The organism is Mycolicibacterium holsaticum DSM 44478 = JCM 12374, from assembly GCF_019645835.1.
GTDB classification, from domain to species: Bacteria; Actinomycetota; Actinomycetes; order Mycobacteriales; family Mycobacteriaceae; genus Mycobacterium; species Mycobacterium holsaticum.
In genome coordinates this window covers 1408383-1425718 of the sequence record NZ_CP080998.1, presented here as the reverse complement: position 1 = coordinate 1425718, position 17336 = coordinate 1408383, and the positions used below count along the sequence as shown (strand labels likewise).

The window sequence follows — 17336 nt, the reverse complement described above, 5'->3', positions numbered from 1 at the left end:
GCTCATCGCATGTCGTCGTTCGTCGAGAGGATCCCGTGTTCCAGCGCGTGCTAATCGCCAACCGGGGCGAGATCGCCCGCCGTATCACCCGGACGTGTCGTGAACTCGGCGTCGGGGTCGCGGCCGTGTACTCCGATGCCGACGCGGACGCGCTTCACGTCCGCGACGCCGACGTCGCCGTGCACCTGGCCGGCAGCACCCCCTCCGAGAGCTATCTCGACATCGAGCGGGTGATCGAGGCCGCTCGGCGTACCGAAGCCGACGCCATCCACCCCGGCTACGGTTTCCTGGCCGAGAACGCTTCGTTCGCGCAATGCTGCGCGGATGCGGGGATCACGATGATCGGCCCATCCCCGGAGGCCATCCGTCGAATGGGATCCAAGACCGAGGCCAAGCGGACGATGGCTGACGCCGGGGTTCCCCTCCTGCCGTCGGCCGAGCTTGCGCCGTCCGATGACGTGGTGGCAGCGGCCCAGACCGTCGGCTATCCACTCTTGGTCAAGGCGAGCGCCGGCGGGGGCGGAAAGGCCATGCGGCTGGTGCACGACGAGACCACCCTTGTCGAACACGTCGCTGCCTGTCGCCGCGAAGCGCGCGCAGCATTCGGCGACGACACGGTGTTCTTGGAGCGTTATCTGCTCGGCGCCAGGCATATCGAGGTTCAGGTCTTCGGCGACGAGCACGGTCAGGTTTTCCACCTCGGGGAACGCGAATGCTCGATACAGCGGCGCTATCAGAAGGTTCTCGAGGAGGCCCCGTCGCCCGCGGTGGACCCACCGCTGCGCGAGGCCATGGGCGCCGCCGCGGTCGCCGCCGCCAAGGCCATCGACTACGTCGGGGCCGGCACCGTCGAGTTCCTGTTGGATACCGACGGCGGCTTCTATTTCCTGGAGATGAACACCCGCCTGCAGGTCGAACATCCGGTCACCGAACTCACCACCGGTCTCGACCTCGTTCGCCTACAACTAATCGTGGCCGCCGGTGAACCGTTACCCCGGGAATTGGCCGACATTCACATCGTCGGGCATGCGATCGAGGCCCGGCTCTACGCCGAGGACGTCGCGGCCGGGTTCTTGCCGGCGTCGGGAACGCTTGCCCGGTTCACCATTCCGGATCGGCCCGGCATCCGGGTGGATACCGGGGTCGGCACCGGATCGGAGGTGTCCATCCACTACGACCCGCTGCTGGCCAAGGTCATCGCCCACCGTGACTCCCGCGCGGAGGCCGCCGCGGCTCTCGCCGCAGCCCTCCAGCATGCCTGCGTGGACGGTGTCACTTCCAACCGCGACTTGCTGGTCGGGGTCCTGCGGCATCCCGCCTACTGTCGCGGCGAGACCACCACGGCGTTCCTGTCCGAACACTCGCCCACCGACCTGGTCAAGCAGGGACGTCGGGAAGTGGCAGCGGCACACCCGGCTTATATCGTTGCCGCCGCGCTCGCCGTGGTCGAACGAGGTCGCGCCACCGCGACGGTGCTGCGCAGCATACCGGCCGGCTTCCGGTCGACCCCGTCGATCCCGCAGGAAGTGCTGCTCGACGACGGCGATACCACGCACTCGACGCGGATCCTGACGCGCCACAACGGATATGACATCGAACTGGACGGCACGACACCGAACGTGTCTATCCACCACAGTTCGCCCGAGCTGGTCGACATCTCCCTGGACGGGGTGCGCCGCCGGTTGGTTGTCGAGTTCACCCCGGAGCGCCTCTATGTCAGTGGCCCGGAGGCGGTGTTGCCGCTGTCCGTGCGGAATCGCTTCGCCGAACCGGAGTCTCGGGTCGAAGCCGGTTCCCTGGTGGCACCGATGCCCGGCACCGCCATCCGAGTGGGCGTGGAGGTGGGTTCCCGGGTGGCCAAGGGCGATTCGCTTGTGGTGCTGGAGGCGATGAAGATGGAGCACACCATCACCGCAGCCGGGCCGGCCACTGTCGTCGCTGTGAAGGTGTCGCCCGGCGACCAGGTGGATGCCGGGGAGGTACTCGTGGTGCTCGAAGACGACCTCGACGAAGCCGGGAATTGACCGGAATGAGCAGGGACACACCGACGCTCGACGGCGCGAGCCGGTGAGCCTGCGGCGCAAGACGGTGATCGTGACCGGTGGCGGGTCAGGTATCGGCCGCGCTACCGCGCTCACCTTCGCCCGTCGGGGCGCCCTGACCCATGTGGTCGACATCGCGGCCGCGACCGACACCGCAGCCGAAGATCCTGGAGATGGACTGCTGGTCGGACACGCCATGGACGTGCGCGACGCCGAGGCGTGGACCGCGCTGGTGGACCGGGTGGGCCGGATCGACGGGTTGGCCCTCGTGCACGGCGTGGTCGCCCGAGAGCGCGACACCGTCCTCGAGATCGGCCTACCCGAGTGGGAGCGCCTTCACGCGGTCAACTGCACGGGGACCTGGTTGGGCATGCGGGCCGTGTTGCCGGCCATGATCAACGCCGGTGGGGGCGCTATCGTCTGTACGTCCTCGGCCACCGCGATCGGGGGCACCACCGGCCTGGCCGCCTATGTGGCGTCGAAGGGTGCAGTGATCAGCCTGGCCCGACAGGCCGCCATCGAGTATGCCCGCGCAGGAGTGCGGGTCAACGTCGTGGCACCCGGCGTGATCGACACCCGGCTGGTGGCGAACGCTCCACCACGGTTCATCGAAAGCGTCAGGCGTAGTACGCCGTTGGGCCGTGCCGGCTCCGTCGACGAGGTTGCCGCCGCCATCCGGTTCCTGATCTCCGATGACGCGAGCTTCATCACCGGCCATGTCCTGCCGGTGGACGGCGGTCTACTGGCCCAAGGCGTGACGCCGCTCGAGGCGCACTCCCCGTAGCCGACCCCTTGGGATGCGTCCAGCCGCCGGCTCCTCCCCCGGAGCCGACGGCTGGAATTCCCTCACTCCTCGCTCCACAGCTCCTTGTTCACCGTGTAGAGGTACGGAACCATCACGATGGGGCCGAGGATGTACATGCTGTTGAAAATCCACCAGCCCAGGAACCCGAACGCGGGGTCGCCTCCGGCTGCACCGAAACGCTCATCGAAGTGAATCAGTCCGTTGGTCGTCCAGCCCACCCAGAACAGCACGAGCATCCAGGTAGTGGTGATCATCCACCGGAAACCCCACCGCTTCATCTTCAGGAACGCCCACGCTGCGCACAGCCGCATCGGCCAGAGGACGAACATCGCCATGAAGATGTAGGACTGTTCACCCGGCCCTGCGACACCGTTGATCAGGAAGCTGCTTCCGTAATCGGCGTAGTAGAAGCCGTCGAATCCGAACCCGTAACCGTCCCGCAGAATCGACCAGGAAACGCCGGTTCGAGCCGCGAAGGTGCAAAATGACCACCCGACGAAGTTGGCTGCCGCATCGATGATGGCGAACGCCCCGATCACCGACACGTGCCAGGGCCGGACGGCGTGGCGTCCCTCCTTGGATATCTTCCACAGCTGGTAGACACCGTAGGCCAGTACGGGTAAGCCCAAGGGGCCCACCAGAATCGAGCCAGTGATGATGACACCGGCGAAGAACCACTTCTCCGCCCGCCGTATCCGTCCAGCTTGTACGTCAAAGTCTTCGGCAGAGTCCGCGCGCGCCGGTTCAAGTGATGTCGACATACCCTGTCCTCCGTTATCTTCCTGGCGTCCAGCCGTTTTGGATCAGGGCATAGGGGACCAGCGAAGCACCCTCAATGATGACGCCGGTGAACAGAAGCGCGGCCAGCACGACGCCGAACTTGACCAGGGGGTCGAGGTCGGCCCAACGGTGCTCGTCGTCGACGGATGCGGCGGCGGGTTCCTTCGTCGGTTCGGTCATATCGTTGTCCCCACTCGTTAGCGATCGCCAAGGCGGCTCATCACGAACCACCAGAACATGAAGATGAGGACGTCCGCGCCGACCATCAGGCCGTACCACAGGATGTCCCGCAATGGCAGATAAGCGTTGTTCATTCGAAACGTCCTTTCAGAACAGGCCATAACCCAACTGGTTGCTGTGTACGGCCTGCAACGCGATGACCGTGAGCATGAAACCCAGATAACCGCCGAGGAAGGCCAAAACCCCTCGACGCCGCCTGCGGTTTTCGTAGGACCTCGACATGGTGCTCCCCTTTCCGATGGTCCTAGTTCGCCAGACCTAACTGTCTAATACCAGACATTCGACATGCTAACACCTAATGGTCCTTCGGCATAGAAAATGGTGTACTCCCCGTTGGGGGCGGACATCCGTGCGCTCAGCGCGGGGCCGTCACGTTCGGGCGCCGCAAAGCGCGCACCCGGCGGAGCCGTTCAAGCCAACCGAAGCCCTGTTCACCGTCCCAGTCGAAGATGGCCGGGCCTTCGACAAGCACAACGGAATCCGGGTCCTCATAGGAGACGCCGAGCGAGAATCCCACCGGTGCCTGCAACGTGTAGGACATGGCATGACACTGAACGACGGCCGCCGTGCTGCGCTTGGCGCCGGTTTCCAACGTGACCTCGACGGCGGCAGGCAGACCGGCCGCGGATGTCAGCGCGGGCGCGGCCACCATTGTCAACGGCCGGGCTAGGCCTTCGGCGACAACGAAGCCGGTGCGAAGCGGCGGTGCACCGGCCTCCTCCACCAGCATGGCCATGATGACGCGCCCGCTGGGAAAGACACAGTTCACCCAGGCCTCGTGCGTGAGCGGTCCGTAGGAGCGCGCACCATAGGTGTGATCGCGAAAGCCGGTGCATTCAAGGGGTATCGGGCTGCCCTCGACCACGACATGGCCGTGGACCCGGCAGGCTTGTTCGAGGTGGAAGTGCCCCCATGACTGCTGGGAGAGCGCCGCCTTGTTCATCACCCAGGCGTCGTGGAGTCCGTCGAGGGTCAGGTCCACCCGTAACCGTTCGACCGGACCGTCGGCGATCGGCGCGGCGGCCGCCGCGGAACTCGTGACGCGCCGGGCCATCCCGTCGTAGCGCAGGCTCCACCGCTGAAGCGGGGTGTCGCAACTGAAGACCAGGTTGCCGCTGGATGCCGCGCTTCGGCAAGCATCGGATCCGAACGTGCGACTTACCAGGAGATGCTCACGGTCGGGCAGAAAGACGCTGAGCACGCCCTCCCACACATCGGCCTCGGGGGCCATTCGACCCATGTGGACATAGACCGAGAGTCCGCTGGATCGGTCGAATGACGTGAGGATCAGATTTTCGCTCCAGTTCGCCGGCCGGTCATCGGCCAGCGGTTGTATCCGGTCATCGGATGCGTCTGTCATGTGCCCGGTCTCCTTGTGTGCGCGTCACGCCGCAGGCGGTCCTTTGCCTCAGTGCCGGTTGAGTTCGATGATTCCCAGGCCCTGATGGGCGCCCCACGTCGCCACGCCGAGCGCGTCGTTGAAGTAGTGGCCATCGCCCATCCGGGGGTAGCGGACGGGTACGTGGCTGGCGACATCGATCTCCACGCGTTCTTCGCGGTCGGCTCCGAGGCACCGCCACGATGCCGAACCGTAACCCCTGCGTTCGGGGAAGCCGGCCACGCGGACCCAGGGCTGCTCGAAAAGAACTGCGCCCGAACCGGTGTCGATGAAGGTGAAGCCGACGTGGCGGCCACCGACCAGCATCGTCACCGCGCTGATGAACATCGTGGCATCGGCGAACACCATCGGTGTCCAGAACGCCAGATCGAACGTCGCAAGATCGCGGGGGCCCCAGCTGTGGTCGCGCACCAGCAGTCCGGTGGCCGACACCTGAGAGTCGCCGCACCAGACCGTGCCCGACCAGACACACGGCACCTCGTAGTGATCGAGGATGACGTCCGGTCTACCCAGCGCGGCCGCCGCAGGTCCCCAATCGGTCGGCGCCAGTGTCGAGGTGACCTCGAGGTCGAACCCGAACCGCGTTGGCCCATCCGTTCTTTCGGCAGCCCAACCGCCAGGTCCGTCGTCTTCTCCGGCCAGGTTCACCGCCACGCGCCACCGGCGGAACGGTTGTTCCACGGCAACGCTTACCCCCGGTATGTCGAAACAGTCGTCGCCGTGGTGAGCAACAACCGCCGAACATCTGTTGCCGGCCACCTCGACGAAGGCCTTCGCCTCGACCTCGTTGCGGCTGGGCATCCGTTCCAGATGCAGGTAGACAACGGTGTCGGTGGAATCGTCGCGTCCGACGAAGAAGTAGTTCTCCTGCCAGATCGGTGAGGCATCCGGGGTGTGCAGGAACTCGTCGTTGTCAGCAAGCATGATCTGCTCCAATGTCAGATTGCCGGTCAGCAGTGCACTTCAGCCGGTCGAACTGAGCACCTATTCGGCGGCCAGCACCTCAGCGAGAAGCCGAATCGCGGGATTGTTGCTGGCCATGTCCTGGGGCCAACCTTGGATGCCTAGCAGTTTGAACTTGCGGGCGCTCTGCGCGACGGTGATCGCGCAACGCAGCGCGCCGAACACTTCGTGGAACTGCCGGTTTTCGATCGGATGTCCGGAAACCTCGGCGTAGTGGGCGAACACCTCGTCGTCGTCGGGAAGTCCGGGGAGGCGCGGAAAGCCATGGGAATCCACGTGGATATGGTCACAGGCCAGCATCCAGGCGATGTCGGCCTCGGGCGGTCCGATATGGGCCATCTCCCAGTCCAGCACCGCGGACAGTTCGCCGTCGTGATAGAGCACGTTGCCGTGATGCGCATCGCCCCAGCACAGGCTCAGCCTGCTGGGTTCATAGCGATGATCTTTGACCCAATCGAAAGCCTTACCCATCAACGGCATCGGTTCGTCGGTCGCCCAGGCAAGCATGTCCTCCCAGTACTGAATCTGCGCGTCGAGGGCCGCCAATCCCGAATCAGGAGAGCCCAGATCCGGCAGGTCAAGTGAGCGCCAATCGATACGGTGCAACTCGGCCATCGCGCCGATCACCTGGTCGTGCATGCGTCGTCGCTCAGCGGGTGTGGACTCGAAAAACAGGCCGTGTCCGTGCGGTCCCGGCGGCGTGTCGGGTGGAAATCGTCCCTCGACATAACTCATGGCGTAAAACGGCTTTCCGATCAACGTGGGATCGTCTTCGACACCGACCACGTCGGGCACCGGGAGATTCCCGGCGGCCAGTCCGCGCATTGTCCGCGCTTGAGCCAGGATGTCGTAGTCGAGGAAGATCGGAACATCTGGCGCCCAGCGGAATACGAATCGTCGCGGCGAGTTCGCACCGACTTCCTTGACGGTCAGGATGAAGGTGTCATTGCTGTAACCGCCCGCGGACCGCGCGTAGTCGACGACTTCCAGTGGGCCCGTCGACAGCGCCTCGGCAAGCCATCCCGCCAATAGCGCGGCCCGTTCGACATCAGCCTCCACCGGTGCAGCCATGTGTCCCCCGTCGGTGCGGTGTGTTGCAGCTAATAGTCCAACAATTGACTATTGACTAATGTATGTCAAGAGTCTCAACAGGACGTCCTGCCGGGCACAACCGATCCGCCAGCGCCTCCCGATGAGCCGTCGGCGTGCCGAACATGAGTTGACCGGTCTTCGCACGCTTGAAGTGCAGCTGCGCTGCATGCTCCCAGGTGTAGCCGATGGCACCGTGCACCAGGATGCACTGCGATGCCACGTGGGCGTAGGCATCCGAACAGTGCGCCTTGGCCAGGCCTGCGATCAGCGACAGGTCGCTGTCGGGTTCCGCTGCGGCCAGCAGACCGTAGTACGCGACACTGCGGGCGGATTCGACTTCGACCAGCATGTCGGCACAGGCGTGTTTGATCGCCTGGAATGATCCGATAGGACGGCCGAATTGGTGACGCACCTTCGCATACGACACCGCCATGTCCAAGGCTTGTTGGGCGCCGCCGACTTGCTCGGCGGCCAACCCGATCGCCGCACGATCGATGATCCGCCTGACCAGGGCCCAGCCGGCCCCCTCGTCGCCGAGCAGCCGCGCCGGCGTATCGGCAAACTCCAGCCTTGCCTGTTTGCGGGTCAGATCCACCGTCTCCAACGCTGTACAGCGCAGTCCGGGCGCACCGCGCTCGACGGCAAACAGGCTGAGACCCTTAGCCGTTCGTCCGACAACGAAGACAACGCCGGCCGTCGCGCCGTCGATAACGTAGGACTTGTGGCCGTCGACGCGGTATCCAGTCGAAGTGGGTGTCGCGCGGAGGGCCACCGCGTCCTCATCCCACCGGCCGGTATCCTCGAGCACCGCCAATGTCGCGGTCAACTCCCCTGCCGCGATGTCCGGAAGGTAATCGCGTTGTGCTGCTGGGTCGTTGGATGCCAACAAGGTGTTGACTCCCAGCATGACGGTCGAGAAGTACGGGGCGCACAACAGCGACCGTCCGGCTTCCTCCAATACCACGCCGACGTCGTCCCAGCCGCCGCCGTCACCGCCGAAGGTCTCCGGGATCGCGAGGCTGATCAGCCCCATCGCGGCTATCTGCGACCAGATGGCGCGATCCCAGCCTTCCGGGGTGTCCATGAGGCGACGAACCTCAGACTCTGTGGCGCAGCTCGCGAACAAATCGCGCACCGCGCGCCGTAGGTCCTGCTGTTCTTCGCTGAAACGCAGACGCATGTCATCCTCCGATCGTCGGCGACCCCGCGGTCGTCGCTAGGAACGTGGCATTCTGAGCAGCCCGTCGGCGATCGCGTTGCGCTGCATCTGATGGGTTCCGCCGCCGAGGCTCAGCCCCAGGGAACTCACGAACCGTTCACCGCCCAATGCCGCGGCATGATCGTCCGGATCGATGGCGGCCGCCGACATGCCGAGCAGTTCGGCGCGAAGATCCTGCATCATGACCGACAGCGCGCCGCTGCGCAGCTTGCCCGCTGCGGCCAGGGCCAACAACTGGATCGGTTCCTCGGTCTCGGCGCTGGCCTGGCGAATGGCGTTGAGCCGCTGCACCGCCAACGCCTCCCACAGCTTGGCCAACGCGTCGCGGTGCCCTCGGGTCCCCCGCTGGGCGCAGAGCCGCGCCACGTCGCGGAACTGTGCGGCGAAGACGGCGTAGCTTCCCATCGTCAGACCGCTGCGTTCGGCAGCAAGTACTCTCAGCGCTGCGGTGGCGCCGTCGTTGGGCGCGCCGATCACGTTCGTCATCGGGACGGTGACGTCATCGAAGAACACCTCGGCGAACTCCGCCGAACCGCCGATCTGCTTGATGGGCCGCACGTCTATGCCCGGCGACTTCATGTCCACCACGAAGCAGCCGATGCCGTGTTTACCCGCCGATCCCGGCTCGGTGCGGGCGAGCATCAATCCGAAGTCGGCGTGCTCGGCGGTGCTGCTCCAGATCTTCTGCCCGTTGACCCGCAGGGTCACACCGTCGGTGATCGCGGTCGTTCGCATGCCGAACAGGTCGGAGCCCGCCTCGGGCTCGCTGAAGAGCTGACACCACAACTCTTCTCCGCGCCCGACCGGCGGAAGCCACCGCGCTTGCTGTTCGGGGCTGCCCAACGCCAGCAGGAGCGGCGTCAACATCGAGATGCCGACGATGTTGACCGAGAAGTTCGCACCGACCGCGGCCATCTCCTCGGCCTGCACCAGTTGTAGGGCGACCGAACGGGGCCGGCCTCCGAGTTCGGTCGGGCACACCGGCAACGGGAATCCCGCCGCGGCCAGCCGCCGATGCCATGCCAATGTTTCGACCAGTGAGTTCTTCATGTCGAAGCGGTCGAACACCGGCGCGCGGTTGTCGGTCAGATGCCGGCGGATCTGCGCGCGGAACGCTCGCTCCTCGGCATCCCATGCAGCGGAGCCCGGGAAGTCGTCGAAAGGTTCACTCACCGTGTACATCCAGTCTGGAGTCTCCGAACGGCTCGTCGCGGGCTCGCAGCGCGGCCCGCAGGCCGTCGCGGTGGATCATCGCGGCAAACGCACGCGCCGGAGGTGTCTCATGGGCCAAGGCGTCTTGTTCCGCGGCCAGGTCCTGCAGCGCTTCCCGGCCCATCAGGTCGATGCCATGGTTGATGACATGCTTGTTGCCGACCAGCATTTCCCGTTCGACCATCGACATCCGTCTGGCCAGAGCCATCACCTCATCGCCGAGATCAGCGGCCGGGACCGAGTCGAGAGCGAAGCCGATACGGGCAGCGAGCTTCCCGGTCATCGTGTCGCCGGTGAGCAACAGCCGCTTAGCCCATTGAGGGCCGACATGGTACACCCACATCTGGGTGAGCGCCACCCCCAGGGACCGCACTGCCGGGAACCCGATGGTGGCGTCGTCGGCCACCATCGTGATGTCACAGTGCCCGGCGAGATCGGTTCCCCCGGCCAGGCAGTAACCATGCACCTGTGCAATCACCGGTATCGGGCAGTAGTACACGCGCTCCCACTGCCTGGACATCTCGCGGAGGTACTTGGCGTTCTCCTCGACCGAGCGCGAACCGTACGAACCTGTGCCGAGGTCATATCCCGCCGAGAAGGATCTACCTGCACCTCGGATCACCACGACGCGCGTTGCCTCGTCCGCACCGGCCGCCTCGACCGCCTCGGCTACCGCACATGCCAGCTTGAACGAGATCGCATTGTGGGTATCGGGTCGGCTGAGCGTCAGGATCCTCACCCGATCCTTTTGCTCGACAACGAGATCCGCTCCGGAAGTCGCTGATCCTGTGCCCGTCACGGCGAGCCGACCCGCGCCGTGTCGACGGAGTCCGGCGTTTCCAGCAGGCTTCGCGCCCGCGCCCGCAGCACATGCTTTTGCACCTTGAGCGTGGCCGAGCTACGCGGAAGCTCATCGACGACGAAGATGTATTCGGGTGTCTTGTAACCCACCAACTCGGTACGAGCCAGCGCCTGCAACTCCGAGGGGTCGATGACAGCTTCTGGTGTGGGTACGACGAAGGCGGCACCGACTTCCTGCTTGCGCGGGTCGGGAACACCGACGACCGCCACCTCGGCGACCGCAGGATGGCGAACCAGGCAGGCTTCGACTTCGACGGGGTAGACGTTGAACCCGCTGGTCTTGTACATGTCCTTGGAGCGGCCGCGGATGGTGATTGTTCCGTCGGGTCCACGCGCTGCGATGTCGCCGGTCTCCCACCAACCGTCGGCCCGAAGCGAGGGATCGGGGTCGAGCATGAAGTATCCGGCGTGAACGTTGAAGCCACGTATCGCGAGCTCGCCCGCGCAGCCGACCGGACATTCCACGCCGGAATCGGAATCGGTGATCCGCACTTCGACGCCCGGCATAGGTAAACCCGCGGTCCCAAGGCGACGTTCACGCGGCCAGGCGTGGTCACTCTGGGTGATGAGCGCGGTCGACTCGCTCATCCCGTAGGCGTGGGTGAGTCCCGTGATCCCCAGGTGGTCGTCGATCGCGCCCTGCAGTTCCTCCGTTATCTCTCCACCGCCGCAACAGCCTTTGACCAAGGTGTGCAGATCCCGGGCGCGCCCGTCCGTGGCGGCAGCACAGAGCATGGTGAAATGCGTTGGCACACCGTATAACGCGGTGATCCCGCGCTCCTCGACCAGATCAAGGACCAACCCCGGATCGAATTCCTTCAGCAGATCGATGCGGCACCCATGGGTGAGGGTGTTCAGCAGTGCGTTGACTGCCCCGAAGCAGTGGGTCATGGGTAGATAGCACAGGAGCCGGTCGCTGCTGTCGAAACCCATCCGCTCTCCGCTGTTGAACGCGTTCTGCAGGGCGGGGCCGTGCCGCGTCATGCTGCCCTTGGGCCGGCCCGTGGTGCCCGAGGTGTAGATGATGTAGAGCACATCCTGGGCGTTGAGCGGTCCGGCCGCGCTGGCAATGAGGTCGGTGTCAGCGTGCGCGCCCGCCAGGGCCTCCCACTGCGGATCCGGCTGGCCCACTTCGTCTTCGATGCGAATGCGTACTACCTCGTTGACGTCGGCCGGTCCGCCCAACGTGGCCCGCTCATCGGCGAGGGCCGACTCGAACTCCGCGTCCAGAGCGCCGTCGGAGATGACGCAACGGGACTGCGAGTGTGCGACCAGGTAGGCCAGCTCACCCGTTCGATACCTGGGGTTGGCGAGCACGTTGACCACACCCAGCCGAGCAAGAGCAAACGCGATGAGCACCCACTCGATCCGGTTGGTCAGCGCGGTGGTGACATGGTCCCCTTTCCGCAGCCCGAATTCGGCGAACCCGGTGGCCAATCGTTCACTGCTCGACCAGAGTTCGGCGAAGGTGAGCTCGGCCGAACCGGCGGTCACATACGGCGCATCGGGATGGGCAGCCGCCACCGTCGCAAGCGCCTCACCCACCGTCATAGCGCCGAGGGAGGGACCGCTCATGGCTGCCCCTCGACGTGCCGGCGGGTCGGGATCGCGACATCGCCGATCAGCGCGGAGTCGCACATGGGTCTCTCCAATACGTGCAGGGCACACGGTGCCAAGACCTGCATACAGGTTAATGTCCGACATCATACTTTATCGCCAGGAGAACAATCAACGGATCGAGACCGATCCCGACAACAGCACCGTCGCCCCTGGTTGATGAGCCGACGGTGAGGTTTGGCGCGGATTTGTCGCGCTCGTCGCCACTCGGCGCTACAAGTTCGCAGGAGAGTTCAACTGGGGCCCGCCGCCACCTCGCGGGCCACTAACGCAACGCGGCGCGCTAGTTGCGCTTGCGCAGCAGGACCGCGGCACCGCCGGCCACCGCCGCGATCAACAGCAGAACGGCCAACGTCGGGTTGACCCACAACCACACCAGGGCCAGCGCGGCGATCACCGGCGACACCGCGAACAGCACCATGACCGGATGCTGCTTGACCACCGCTAGCGCGCTCTGCGCGCGGATCCGGCCGATTTCCTTCGCCATCTGCTCAGGATGCCAGTGTTCCGCCTAGATCGCGTGGCGTTTTACGGGCCCGACTTCGTGATCGGTGCAACCCTCCGAGGGCGCCGCGCTAACCACTGCCCATTCGCCGATGGCGATCACATTTCCAGCAGCAGCGTCACCGGACCGTCGTTGACGAGCTCGACCTGCATATGGGCGCCGAACACCCCGGTCTGCACCTGGGCCCCGAGCCCCCGTAGGGCGTCGGCGAAGGCGTCCACCAAAGGCTCGGCGACCGCACGGGGCGCCGCGGCGTTCCACGCCGGCCGCCTTCCCTTGGCGGTGTTGGCGTACAGGGTGAACTGGCTGACGACCAGGATCGGTGCGCCGACCTCGGATGCGGACTTCTCGTCGTCGAGAATGCGTAGCTGCCAGAGTTTTTCGGCGAGGCGCTGCGCCTTGGCCTCGTCGTCGTCGTGGGTGACCCCGACGAGGGCGAGCAAGCCCTGGACCCCGGGGCGCTCTGCGGCCCCGACCACCTCGCCGTCGACTTTCACCGCGGCCGTAAGCACCCGTTGCACCAGGACACGCATGGTCGCAGATGCTGCCACGTGCGCCGGACAGCGCACTTCTCGACCCCGTTTGCATACCCCATGGGGGTATCGGTACGCTGGGGTAATGAGCACAACGACAATCACCGTCGCCGGGATGACCTGCGCCCACTGCGCCGCGTCGGTCCGTGAGGAGATCGGCGAGATCGCAGGTGTCAGGGCCGTGGCGGTCGATGTCGCCAGCGGTGCGGTGACCATCGACAGCGATACCCCGGTGGACCCCGTCGCAATCCGGCGCGCCGTCGAAGACGCCGGCTACCAACTGGCCAGCTGACATGTCGACGATCGAGTTGTCGATCGACGGGATGACGTGTGCGTCGTGCGCGAACCGGATCGAAAGGAAGCTCAACAAGATTGACGGCGTCAGCGCGTCCGTCAACTTCGCGACCGAGAAGGCGCGGGTCACCTACGGCGACAGCGTGACGCCGGAGGTCCTGGTGAACACGGTCGAAGACGCCGGTTACCAAGCGTATTTGCCCGCTGGCGTTTCCGCTGACGCGCCGGGCGAGCAGGACCCCGCCGCATTGCTGCGCGACCGGTTGCTGATCTCGCTGGCGCTGACGGTCCCGGTGATCGCGATGGCGATGGTGCCTGCGCTGCAGTTCACCAACTGGCAGTGGTTGTCGTTGACGTTGGCGGCGCCGGTGGTGGTCTGGGGTGCGTGGCCGTTCCACCGGGCGGCGTGGGCCAACCTGCGACACCGCACGGCGACGATGGACACCTTGATCTCGATGGGCACCCTCGCCGCGTTGGGATGGTCGCTCTACGCGCTGTTCTGGGGTACGGCCGGTATGCCGGGCATGACCCATCCGTTCGAGTTGACGATCAGCCGCACCGACGGCACCGGCAGCATCTATCTCGAGGTGGCCGCGGGGGTGACGACGTTCGTGCTGGCCGGGCGTTACTTCGAGGCCCGCGCCAAGCGCCGGGCCGGTGCCGCGCTTCGTGCGCTGCTGGAGCTGGGCGCCAAGGACGTCGCGGTGCTCAGAAACGGTGCCGAACAACGTATTCCACTCGACCAGTTGGCCGTCGGCGACCAGTTCGTGGTGCGCCCAGGGGAGAAGATCGCCACGGACGGCGTTGTCGTCGAGGGCAATTCGGCTGTGGACGCATCAATGTTGACGGGCGAGTCGGTGCCGGTGGACGTCGGTCCGGGCGATCAGGTGACCGGCGCGACGATCAACGTCGACGGCCGGCTCGTGGTGCGGGCCAACCGGATCGGCTCCGACACTGCGCTGGCGCAGATGGCCCGGCTGGTCGAGGAGGCGCAGAACGAGAAGGCGCAGGTTCAGCGGCTCGCGGATCGGGTGTCGGGTGTCTTCGTGCCGGTTGTCATCGCCCTGTCGCTGGCGACGCTCGGATTCTGGCTGGCCACAGGAATATCGGTGGCCGCGGCGTTCACCGCCGCGGTGGCGGTGTTGATCATCGCCTGCCCGTGCGCGCTGGGGCTGGCCACCCCGACCGCGCTGATGGTCGGGACCGGCCGCGGCGCACAGCTGGGAATCCTGATCCGGGGCCCCGAGGTGCTGGAGTCCACCCGGCGCATCGACACCATCGTGTTGGACAAGACCGGAACGGTCACCACCGGGACGATGACGCTGCTCGACGTGCTCACCGCCGACGGCGAAGAACCCGATCAAGTGCTGCGGCTGGCCGGTGCGCTGGAACACGGCTCCGAACATCCGATCGCCAAGGCGATCGCCACCGCCGCACGCGACAAGCTCGGTGAGCTGCCCGTCGCGCAGGAGTTCACCAACCTGCGCGGTCTCGGTGTGCAGGGTGTGGTCGACGGGCACGAGGTGGTGGTAGGCAGGCCGCGGTTGGTGACGATGCCCGACAGCCTCGCCCAGGCCATGCGGCGCGCGCAGGCGGAGGGGCGCACCGCCGTCGTCGTCGCCTGGGACGGCACCGCACGCGGGGCGCTGGTGGTCGCCGACGCGGTCAAACCCACGTCGGCCGGCGCCATCGCAGAACTGCGTGCGCTGGGGCTGACGCCGATCATGTTGACCGGCGACAACCGGGCGGCCGCCAAGGCGGTGGCACGTCAGGTCGGCATCGACGAGGTGATCGCCGAGGTACTGCCGCACGAGAAGGTCGAGGCCGTCAAGGGGCTGCAGGCCGACGGCAAGGTGGTGGCGATGGTCGGCGACGGCGTCAACGACGCCGCGGCGCTGGCACAGGCCGATCTGGGGATGGCGATGGGCAGCGGCACCGACGTCGCGATCGAGGCCAGCGACCTGACGCTGGTGCGCGACGATCTGCGCGCGGTTCCCGACGCGATTCGCCTGTCCCGCAAGACGTTGGGCACCATCAAGGGCAACCTGTTCTGGGCGTTCGCGTACAACGTCGCTGCGCTGCCGTTGGCCGCCGCCGGCTTGCTGAACCCGATGATCGCCGGGGCCGCAATGGCTTTCAGCTCGGTCTTCGTGGTCAGCAACAGCCTGCGGCTGCGTCGCTTCACACCATCGCGGTAGCGGACGTCACAGCGTTGCGGTGACCGGCCCGAGCACCTGGCAGTTCGGGTCGGTGGTGAAATCGAACATCGCGCCACAGCCCCGTCCCGACGAGACATACGTGGTACCAGGGTGATACGGCTCGTACACCTGCGCGGACTGCGCCCCCCGGGACTGTGCGCATTTACCCGGTCCGCCCTGGACATGCACACACGCCACCCCGAACTTCGGTTCGAACATGCCCAGACAGCCGACCGGGGTCACGGTCGCGGTGACCATGTCGGCACCCGACACCTGAACGACCTGCGGCGGCGACAGCGTGAAGGAGCACGGGCCCGGCGGCGGAGGTGGCTGCGCATGCGCGGTGGGCACGTTCGCCATACCGACCAGCACGACGGTCGACGCCCACAGAGCGGTGATCACTCGGATCATGCCTGGATGGTATGTCAGCCGGCCGTTCGTCGGGCCCGGAACAGCTTGACGTCACCTTTCACGCCCTTGAGCCGACGCGCACCGGCGAACGACCACGCGAACCGGTCGGCCGAACCGATCGCGTCGCGGACACTTTCGGCGACCAGCACCGAACCCGGCCGTGCCACGCTCGTCACCCGGCTGGCCAGATTCACCGGGCTGCCGAACCAGTCGCCGGCCCGGCTCACCGCGGATCCATGTGCCAACCCGATGCGCAGTTGCGGGAAGTCGTCGTACTTCTCCGCTGCGGCAAGCAGTTCGAGCGCCGTGTCGAGCAGCGCCCGGGGATCGGTGCTGACCAGCATCACCGCGTCCCCGATGGTCTTGACGAACCGCACCGGCGGCGCGACCGCATCGCGGGTCAGGTTCGCCAGCCGGCTGGCCAGGGTTTCCAGTTCCTCCGGCGGCACCGCCTCACCGAGGCGAGTGAAGCCGACGAGGTCGGCGAACATCACGGCGACCGTGCGGGCACCGGGCAGTGCCCCAGCGGCACGTTCGGCCGTGCTGACCGCCTCGGTTTCCAGCGTGTGCCGTAGTTGGATGTGCAGCACGTCATCGCACAGCGGCCCCAGCAGCGGGGAGACCTCTTGCACCAGGCCCTCGTAGGCCTTGGCGAGCTGCAACTCGGTGGCACCGGGCGCGATCACCGCTTCGAGCACCACTTCACGCATGGCTTCGGCCGTCTGCGCCAAACCGTGTCCGAGCACTCGGGCCACGCTGATCACCTGCTCGCGGCTGAGCCCCACGTCGAGGAAGACCTTGGCGCGCACGGCCGCTTCGCTGTCGGCGCGCAGGTGCACCGCGGCGCCGGGATCCTCGGCTCTCGGCAGACCCAGCGCCGACTGCAAGGCCTCCAGCAGATCCAGGTCGATGCCGGTTTCCTCGCAGATCTGTCGCGCCGACACATGCACGCCGTCGTTGCCGACCAGACGGCCCGCCGGCAACAGCATCGGCGACACCTCGCCGCGAATCTGCTCGACGGAAAAACCCCGGCCCAACAACCACTCGATCAGCTCGGCACGTTCGGCGCGGGCTTCGCCGTCGAGGCCATCGAGCAACCCGGACGACGCGATGTCGAGATCTTCGGCCACCGGCCCAACGTATACCGCCGCGTCGTGTCATATTC

The 17336-nt window shown here is 66.2% G+C and carries 18 protein-coding genes; 4 read left to right on the top strand and 14 right to left on the bottom strand.

Annotated elements, in window-relative coordinates:
• Nucleotides 1-35 precede the first annotated feature (35 nt).
• Together K3U96_RS06925 and K3U96_RS06920 are read left to right on the top strand one after the other, a co-directional pair.
• Nucleotides 36-2024 (top strand): ATP-binding protein, encoded by a 1989-nt coding sequence (locus K3U96_RS06925; RefSeq protein WP_220692497.1) that lies wholly within the window; start codon nt 36-38, stop codon nt 2022-2024.
• Between the two features lie 43 nt (nt 2025-2067).
• Nucleotides 2068-2826: an SDR family NAD(P)-dependent oxidoreductase gene (locus K3U96_RS06920; protein ID WP_220692496.1), complete on the top strand. Its 759-nt coding sequence runs from the start codon at nt 2068-2070 to the stop codon at nt 2824-2826.
• Between the two features lie 62 nt (nt 2827-2888).
• On the opposite strand, the gene K3U96_RS06915 is transcribed toward K3U96_RS06920, so the two are convergent.
• From K3U96_RS06915 to dtd, 12 genes are all read right to left on the bottom strand, one after another.
• Nucleotides 2889-3608 (bottom strand): hypothetical protein, encoded by a 720-nt coding sequence (locus tag K3U96_RS06915; RefSeq protein WP_069405395.1) that lies wholly within the window; start codon nt 3606-3608, stop codon nt 2889-2891.
• Nucleotides 3609-3621: 13 nt separating this feature from the next.
• Nucleotides 3622-3807, bottom strand: coding sequence for a hypothetical protein (locus tag K3U96_RS06910; protein ID WP_069405394.1), 186 nt, complete (start codon nt 3805-3807; stop codon nt 3622-3624).
• 147 nt (nt 3808-3954) lie between these two features.
• On the bottom strand, nt 3955-4089 hold the full coding sequence (locus tag K3U96_RS27045) for a hypothetical protein (RefSeq protein WP_268875938.1): 135 nt from the start codon (nt 4087-4089) through the stop codon (nt 3955-3957).
• A 133-nt stretch (nt 4090-4222) separates the two neighbouring features.
• Nucleotides 4223-5227: a DUF7064 domain-containing protein gene (locus K3U96_RS06905; protein ID WP_220692495.1), complete on the bottom strand. Its 1005-nt coding sequence runs from the start codon at nt 5225-5227 to the stop codon at nt 4223-4225.
• A gap of 48 nt (nt 5228-5275) precedes the next feature.
• The gene (locus K3U96_RS06900; RefSeq protein ID WP_220692494.1) at nt 5276-6190 is read right to left on the bottom strand and encodes a DUF7064 domain-containing protein; all 915 of its coding nucleotides are present in this window, start codon (nt 6188-6190) and stop codon (nt 5276-5278) included.
• Nucleotides 6191-6250: 60 nt separating this feature from the next.
• Nucleotides 6251-7300: a phosphotransferase family protein gene (locus K3U96_RS06895; RefSeq protein ID WP_220692493.1), complete on the bottom strand. Its 1050-nt coding sequence runs from the start codon at nt 7298-7300 to the stop codon at nt 6251-6253.
• Between the two features lie 55 nt (nt 7301-7355).
• On the bottom strand, nt 7356-8501 hold the full coding sequence (locus K3U96_RS06890; protein ID WP_220692492.1) for an acyl-CoA dehydrogenase family protein: 1146 nt from the start codon (nt 8499-8501) through the stop codon (nt 7356-7358).
• Between the two features lie 36 nt (nt 8502-8537).
• The gene (locus K3U96_RS06885; protein ID WP_220692491.1) at nt 8538-9713 is read right to left on the bottom strand and encodes an acyl-CoA dehydrogenase family protein; all 1176 of its coding nucleotides are present in this window, start codon (nt 9711-9713) and stop codon (nt 8538-8540) included.
• Nucleotides 9706-10491 (bottom strand): enoyl-CoA hydratase-related protein, encoded by a 786-nt coding sequence (locus tag K3U96_RS06880; RefSeq protein WP_220692490.1) that lies wholly within the window; start codon nt 10489-10491, stop codon nt 9706-9708. Before K3U96_RS06880 ends, K3U96_RS06885 begins: the two co-directional genes overlap by 8 nt.
• 56 nt (nt 10492-10547) lie before the next feature.
• Nucleotides 10548-12188: a class I adenylate-forming enzyme family protein gene (locus tag K3U96_RS06875; protein WP_220692489.1), complete on the bottom strand. Its 1641-nt coding sequence runs from the start codon at nt 12186-12188 to the stop codon at nt 10548-10550.
• Nucleotides 12189-12513: 325 nt separating this feature from the next.
• A complete protein-coding gene (locus K3U96_RS06870; protein WP_220692488.1) occupies nt 12514-12717 on the bottom strand; it encodes a hypothetical protein in 204 nt (67 codons plus the stop codon).
• 116 nt (nt 12718-12833) lie between these two features.
• Entirely contained in the window at nt 12834-13268 is a 435-nt protein-coding gene (gene dtd, locus K3U96_RS06865) for a D-aminoacyl-tRNA deacylase (protein WP_220692487.1), read from the bottom strand.
• An 85-nt stretch (nt 13269-13353) separates the two neighbouring features.
• Between dtd and K3U96_RS06860 the strand changes: the two genes are divergently transcribed.
• Nucleotides 13354-13560 (top strand): heavy-metal-associated domain-containing protein, encoded by a 207-nt coding sequence (locus K3U96_RS06860; RefSeq protein WP_069405384.1) that lies wholly within the window; start codon nt 13354-13356, stop codon nt 13558-13560.
• Nucleotide 13561: 1 nt separating this feature from the next.
• A complete protein-coding gene (locus tag K3U96_RS06855; protein ID WP_220692486.1) occupies nt 13562-15760 on the top strand; it encodes a heavy metal translocating P-type ATPase in 2199 nt (732 codons plus the stop codon).
• A gap of 6 nt (nt 15761-15766) precedes the next feature.
• On the opposite strand, the gene K3U96_RS06850 is transcribed toward K3U96_RS06855, so the two are convergent.
• Nucleotides 15767-16171 carry a hypothetical protein gene (locus K3U96_RS06850; RefSeq protein WP_220692485.1) on the bottom strand — a complete coding sequence of 135 codons (405 nt, stop codon included), beginning with the start codon at nt 16169-16171 and terminating at the stop codon, nt 15767-15769.
• Nucleotides 16172-16185: 14 nt separating this feature from the next.
• Complete coding sequence (locus K3U96_RS06845) at nt 16186-17301, bottom strand: adenylate/guanylate cyclase domain-containing protein (protein ID WP_220692484.1); 1116 nt, start codon at nt 17299-17301, stop codon at nt 16186-16188.
• Nucleotides 17302-17336: the final 35 nt, after the last annotated feature.

Bases quoted from the DNA above. Each gene is read 5' to 3' on its own strand.
- K3U96_RS06915 (WP_069405395.1), bottom strand. From the start codon at position 3,608: ATGTCGACATCACTTGAACCGGCGCGCGCGGACTCTGCCGAAGACTTT.
- K3U96_RS06910 (WP_069405394.1), bottom strand. From the start codon at position 3,807: ATGACCGAACCGACGAAGGAACCCGCCGCCGCATCCGTCGACGACGAG.
- K3U96_RS27045 (WP_268875938.1), bottom strand. From the start codon at position 4,089: ATGTCGAGGTCCTACGAAAACCGCAGGCGGCGTCGAGGGGTTTTGGCC.
- K3U96_RS06905 (WP_220692495.1), bottom strand. From the start codon at position 5,227: ATGACAGACGCATCCGATGACCGGATACAACCGCTGGCCGATGACCGG.
- K3U96_RS06900 (WP_220692494.1), bottom strand. From the start codon at position 6,190: ATGCTTGCTGACAACGACGAGTTCCTGCACACCCCGGATGCCTCACCG.
- K3U96_RS06895 (WP_220692493.1), bottom strand. From the start codon at position 7,300: ATGGCTGCACCGGTGGAGGCTGATGTCGAACGGGCCGCGCTATTGGCG.
- K3U96_RS06890 (WP_220692492.1), bottom strand. From the start codon at position 8,501: ATGCGTCTGCGTTTCAGCGAAGAACAGCAGGACCTACGGCGCGCGGTG.
- K3U96_RS06875 (WP_220692489.1), bottom strand. From the start codon at position 12,188: ATGAGCGGTCCCTCCCTCGGCGCTATGACGGTGGGTGAGGCGCTTGCG.
- K3U96_RS06870 (WP_220692488.1), bottom strand. From the start codon at position 12,717: ATGGCGAAGGAAATCGGCCGGATCCGCGCGCAGAGCGCGCTAGCGGTG.
- dtd (WP_220692487.1), bottom strand. From the start codon at position 13,268: ATGCGTGTCCTGGTGCAACGGGTGCTTACGGCCGCGGTGAAAGTCGAC.
- K3U96_RS06860 (WP_069405384.1), top strand. From the start codon at position 13,354: ATGAGCACAACGACAATCACCGTCGCCGGGATGACCTGCGCCCACTGC.
- K3U96_RS06855 (WP_220692486.1), top strand. From the start codon at position 13,562: ATGTCGACGATCGAGTTGTCGATCGACGGGATGACGTGTGCGTCGTGC.
- K3U96_RS06850 (WP_220692485.1), bottom strand. From the start codon at position 16,171: ATGATCCGAGTGATCACCGCTCTGTGGGCGTCGACCGTCGTGCTGGTC.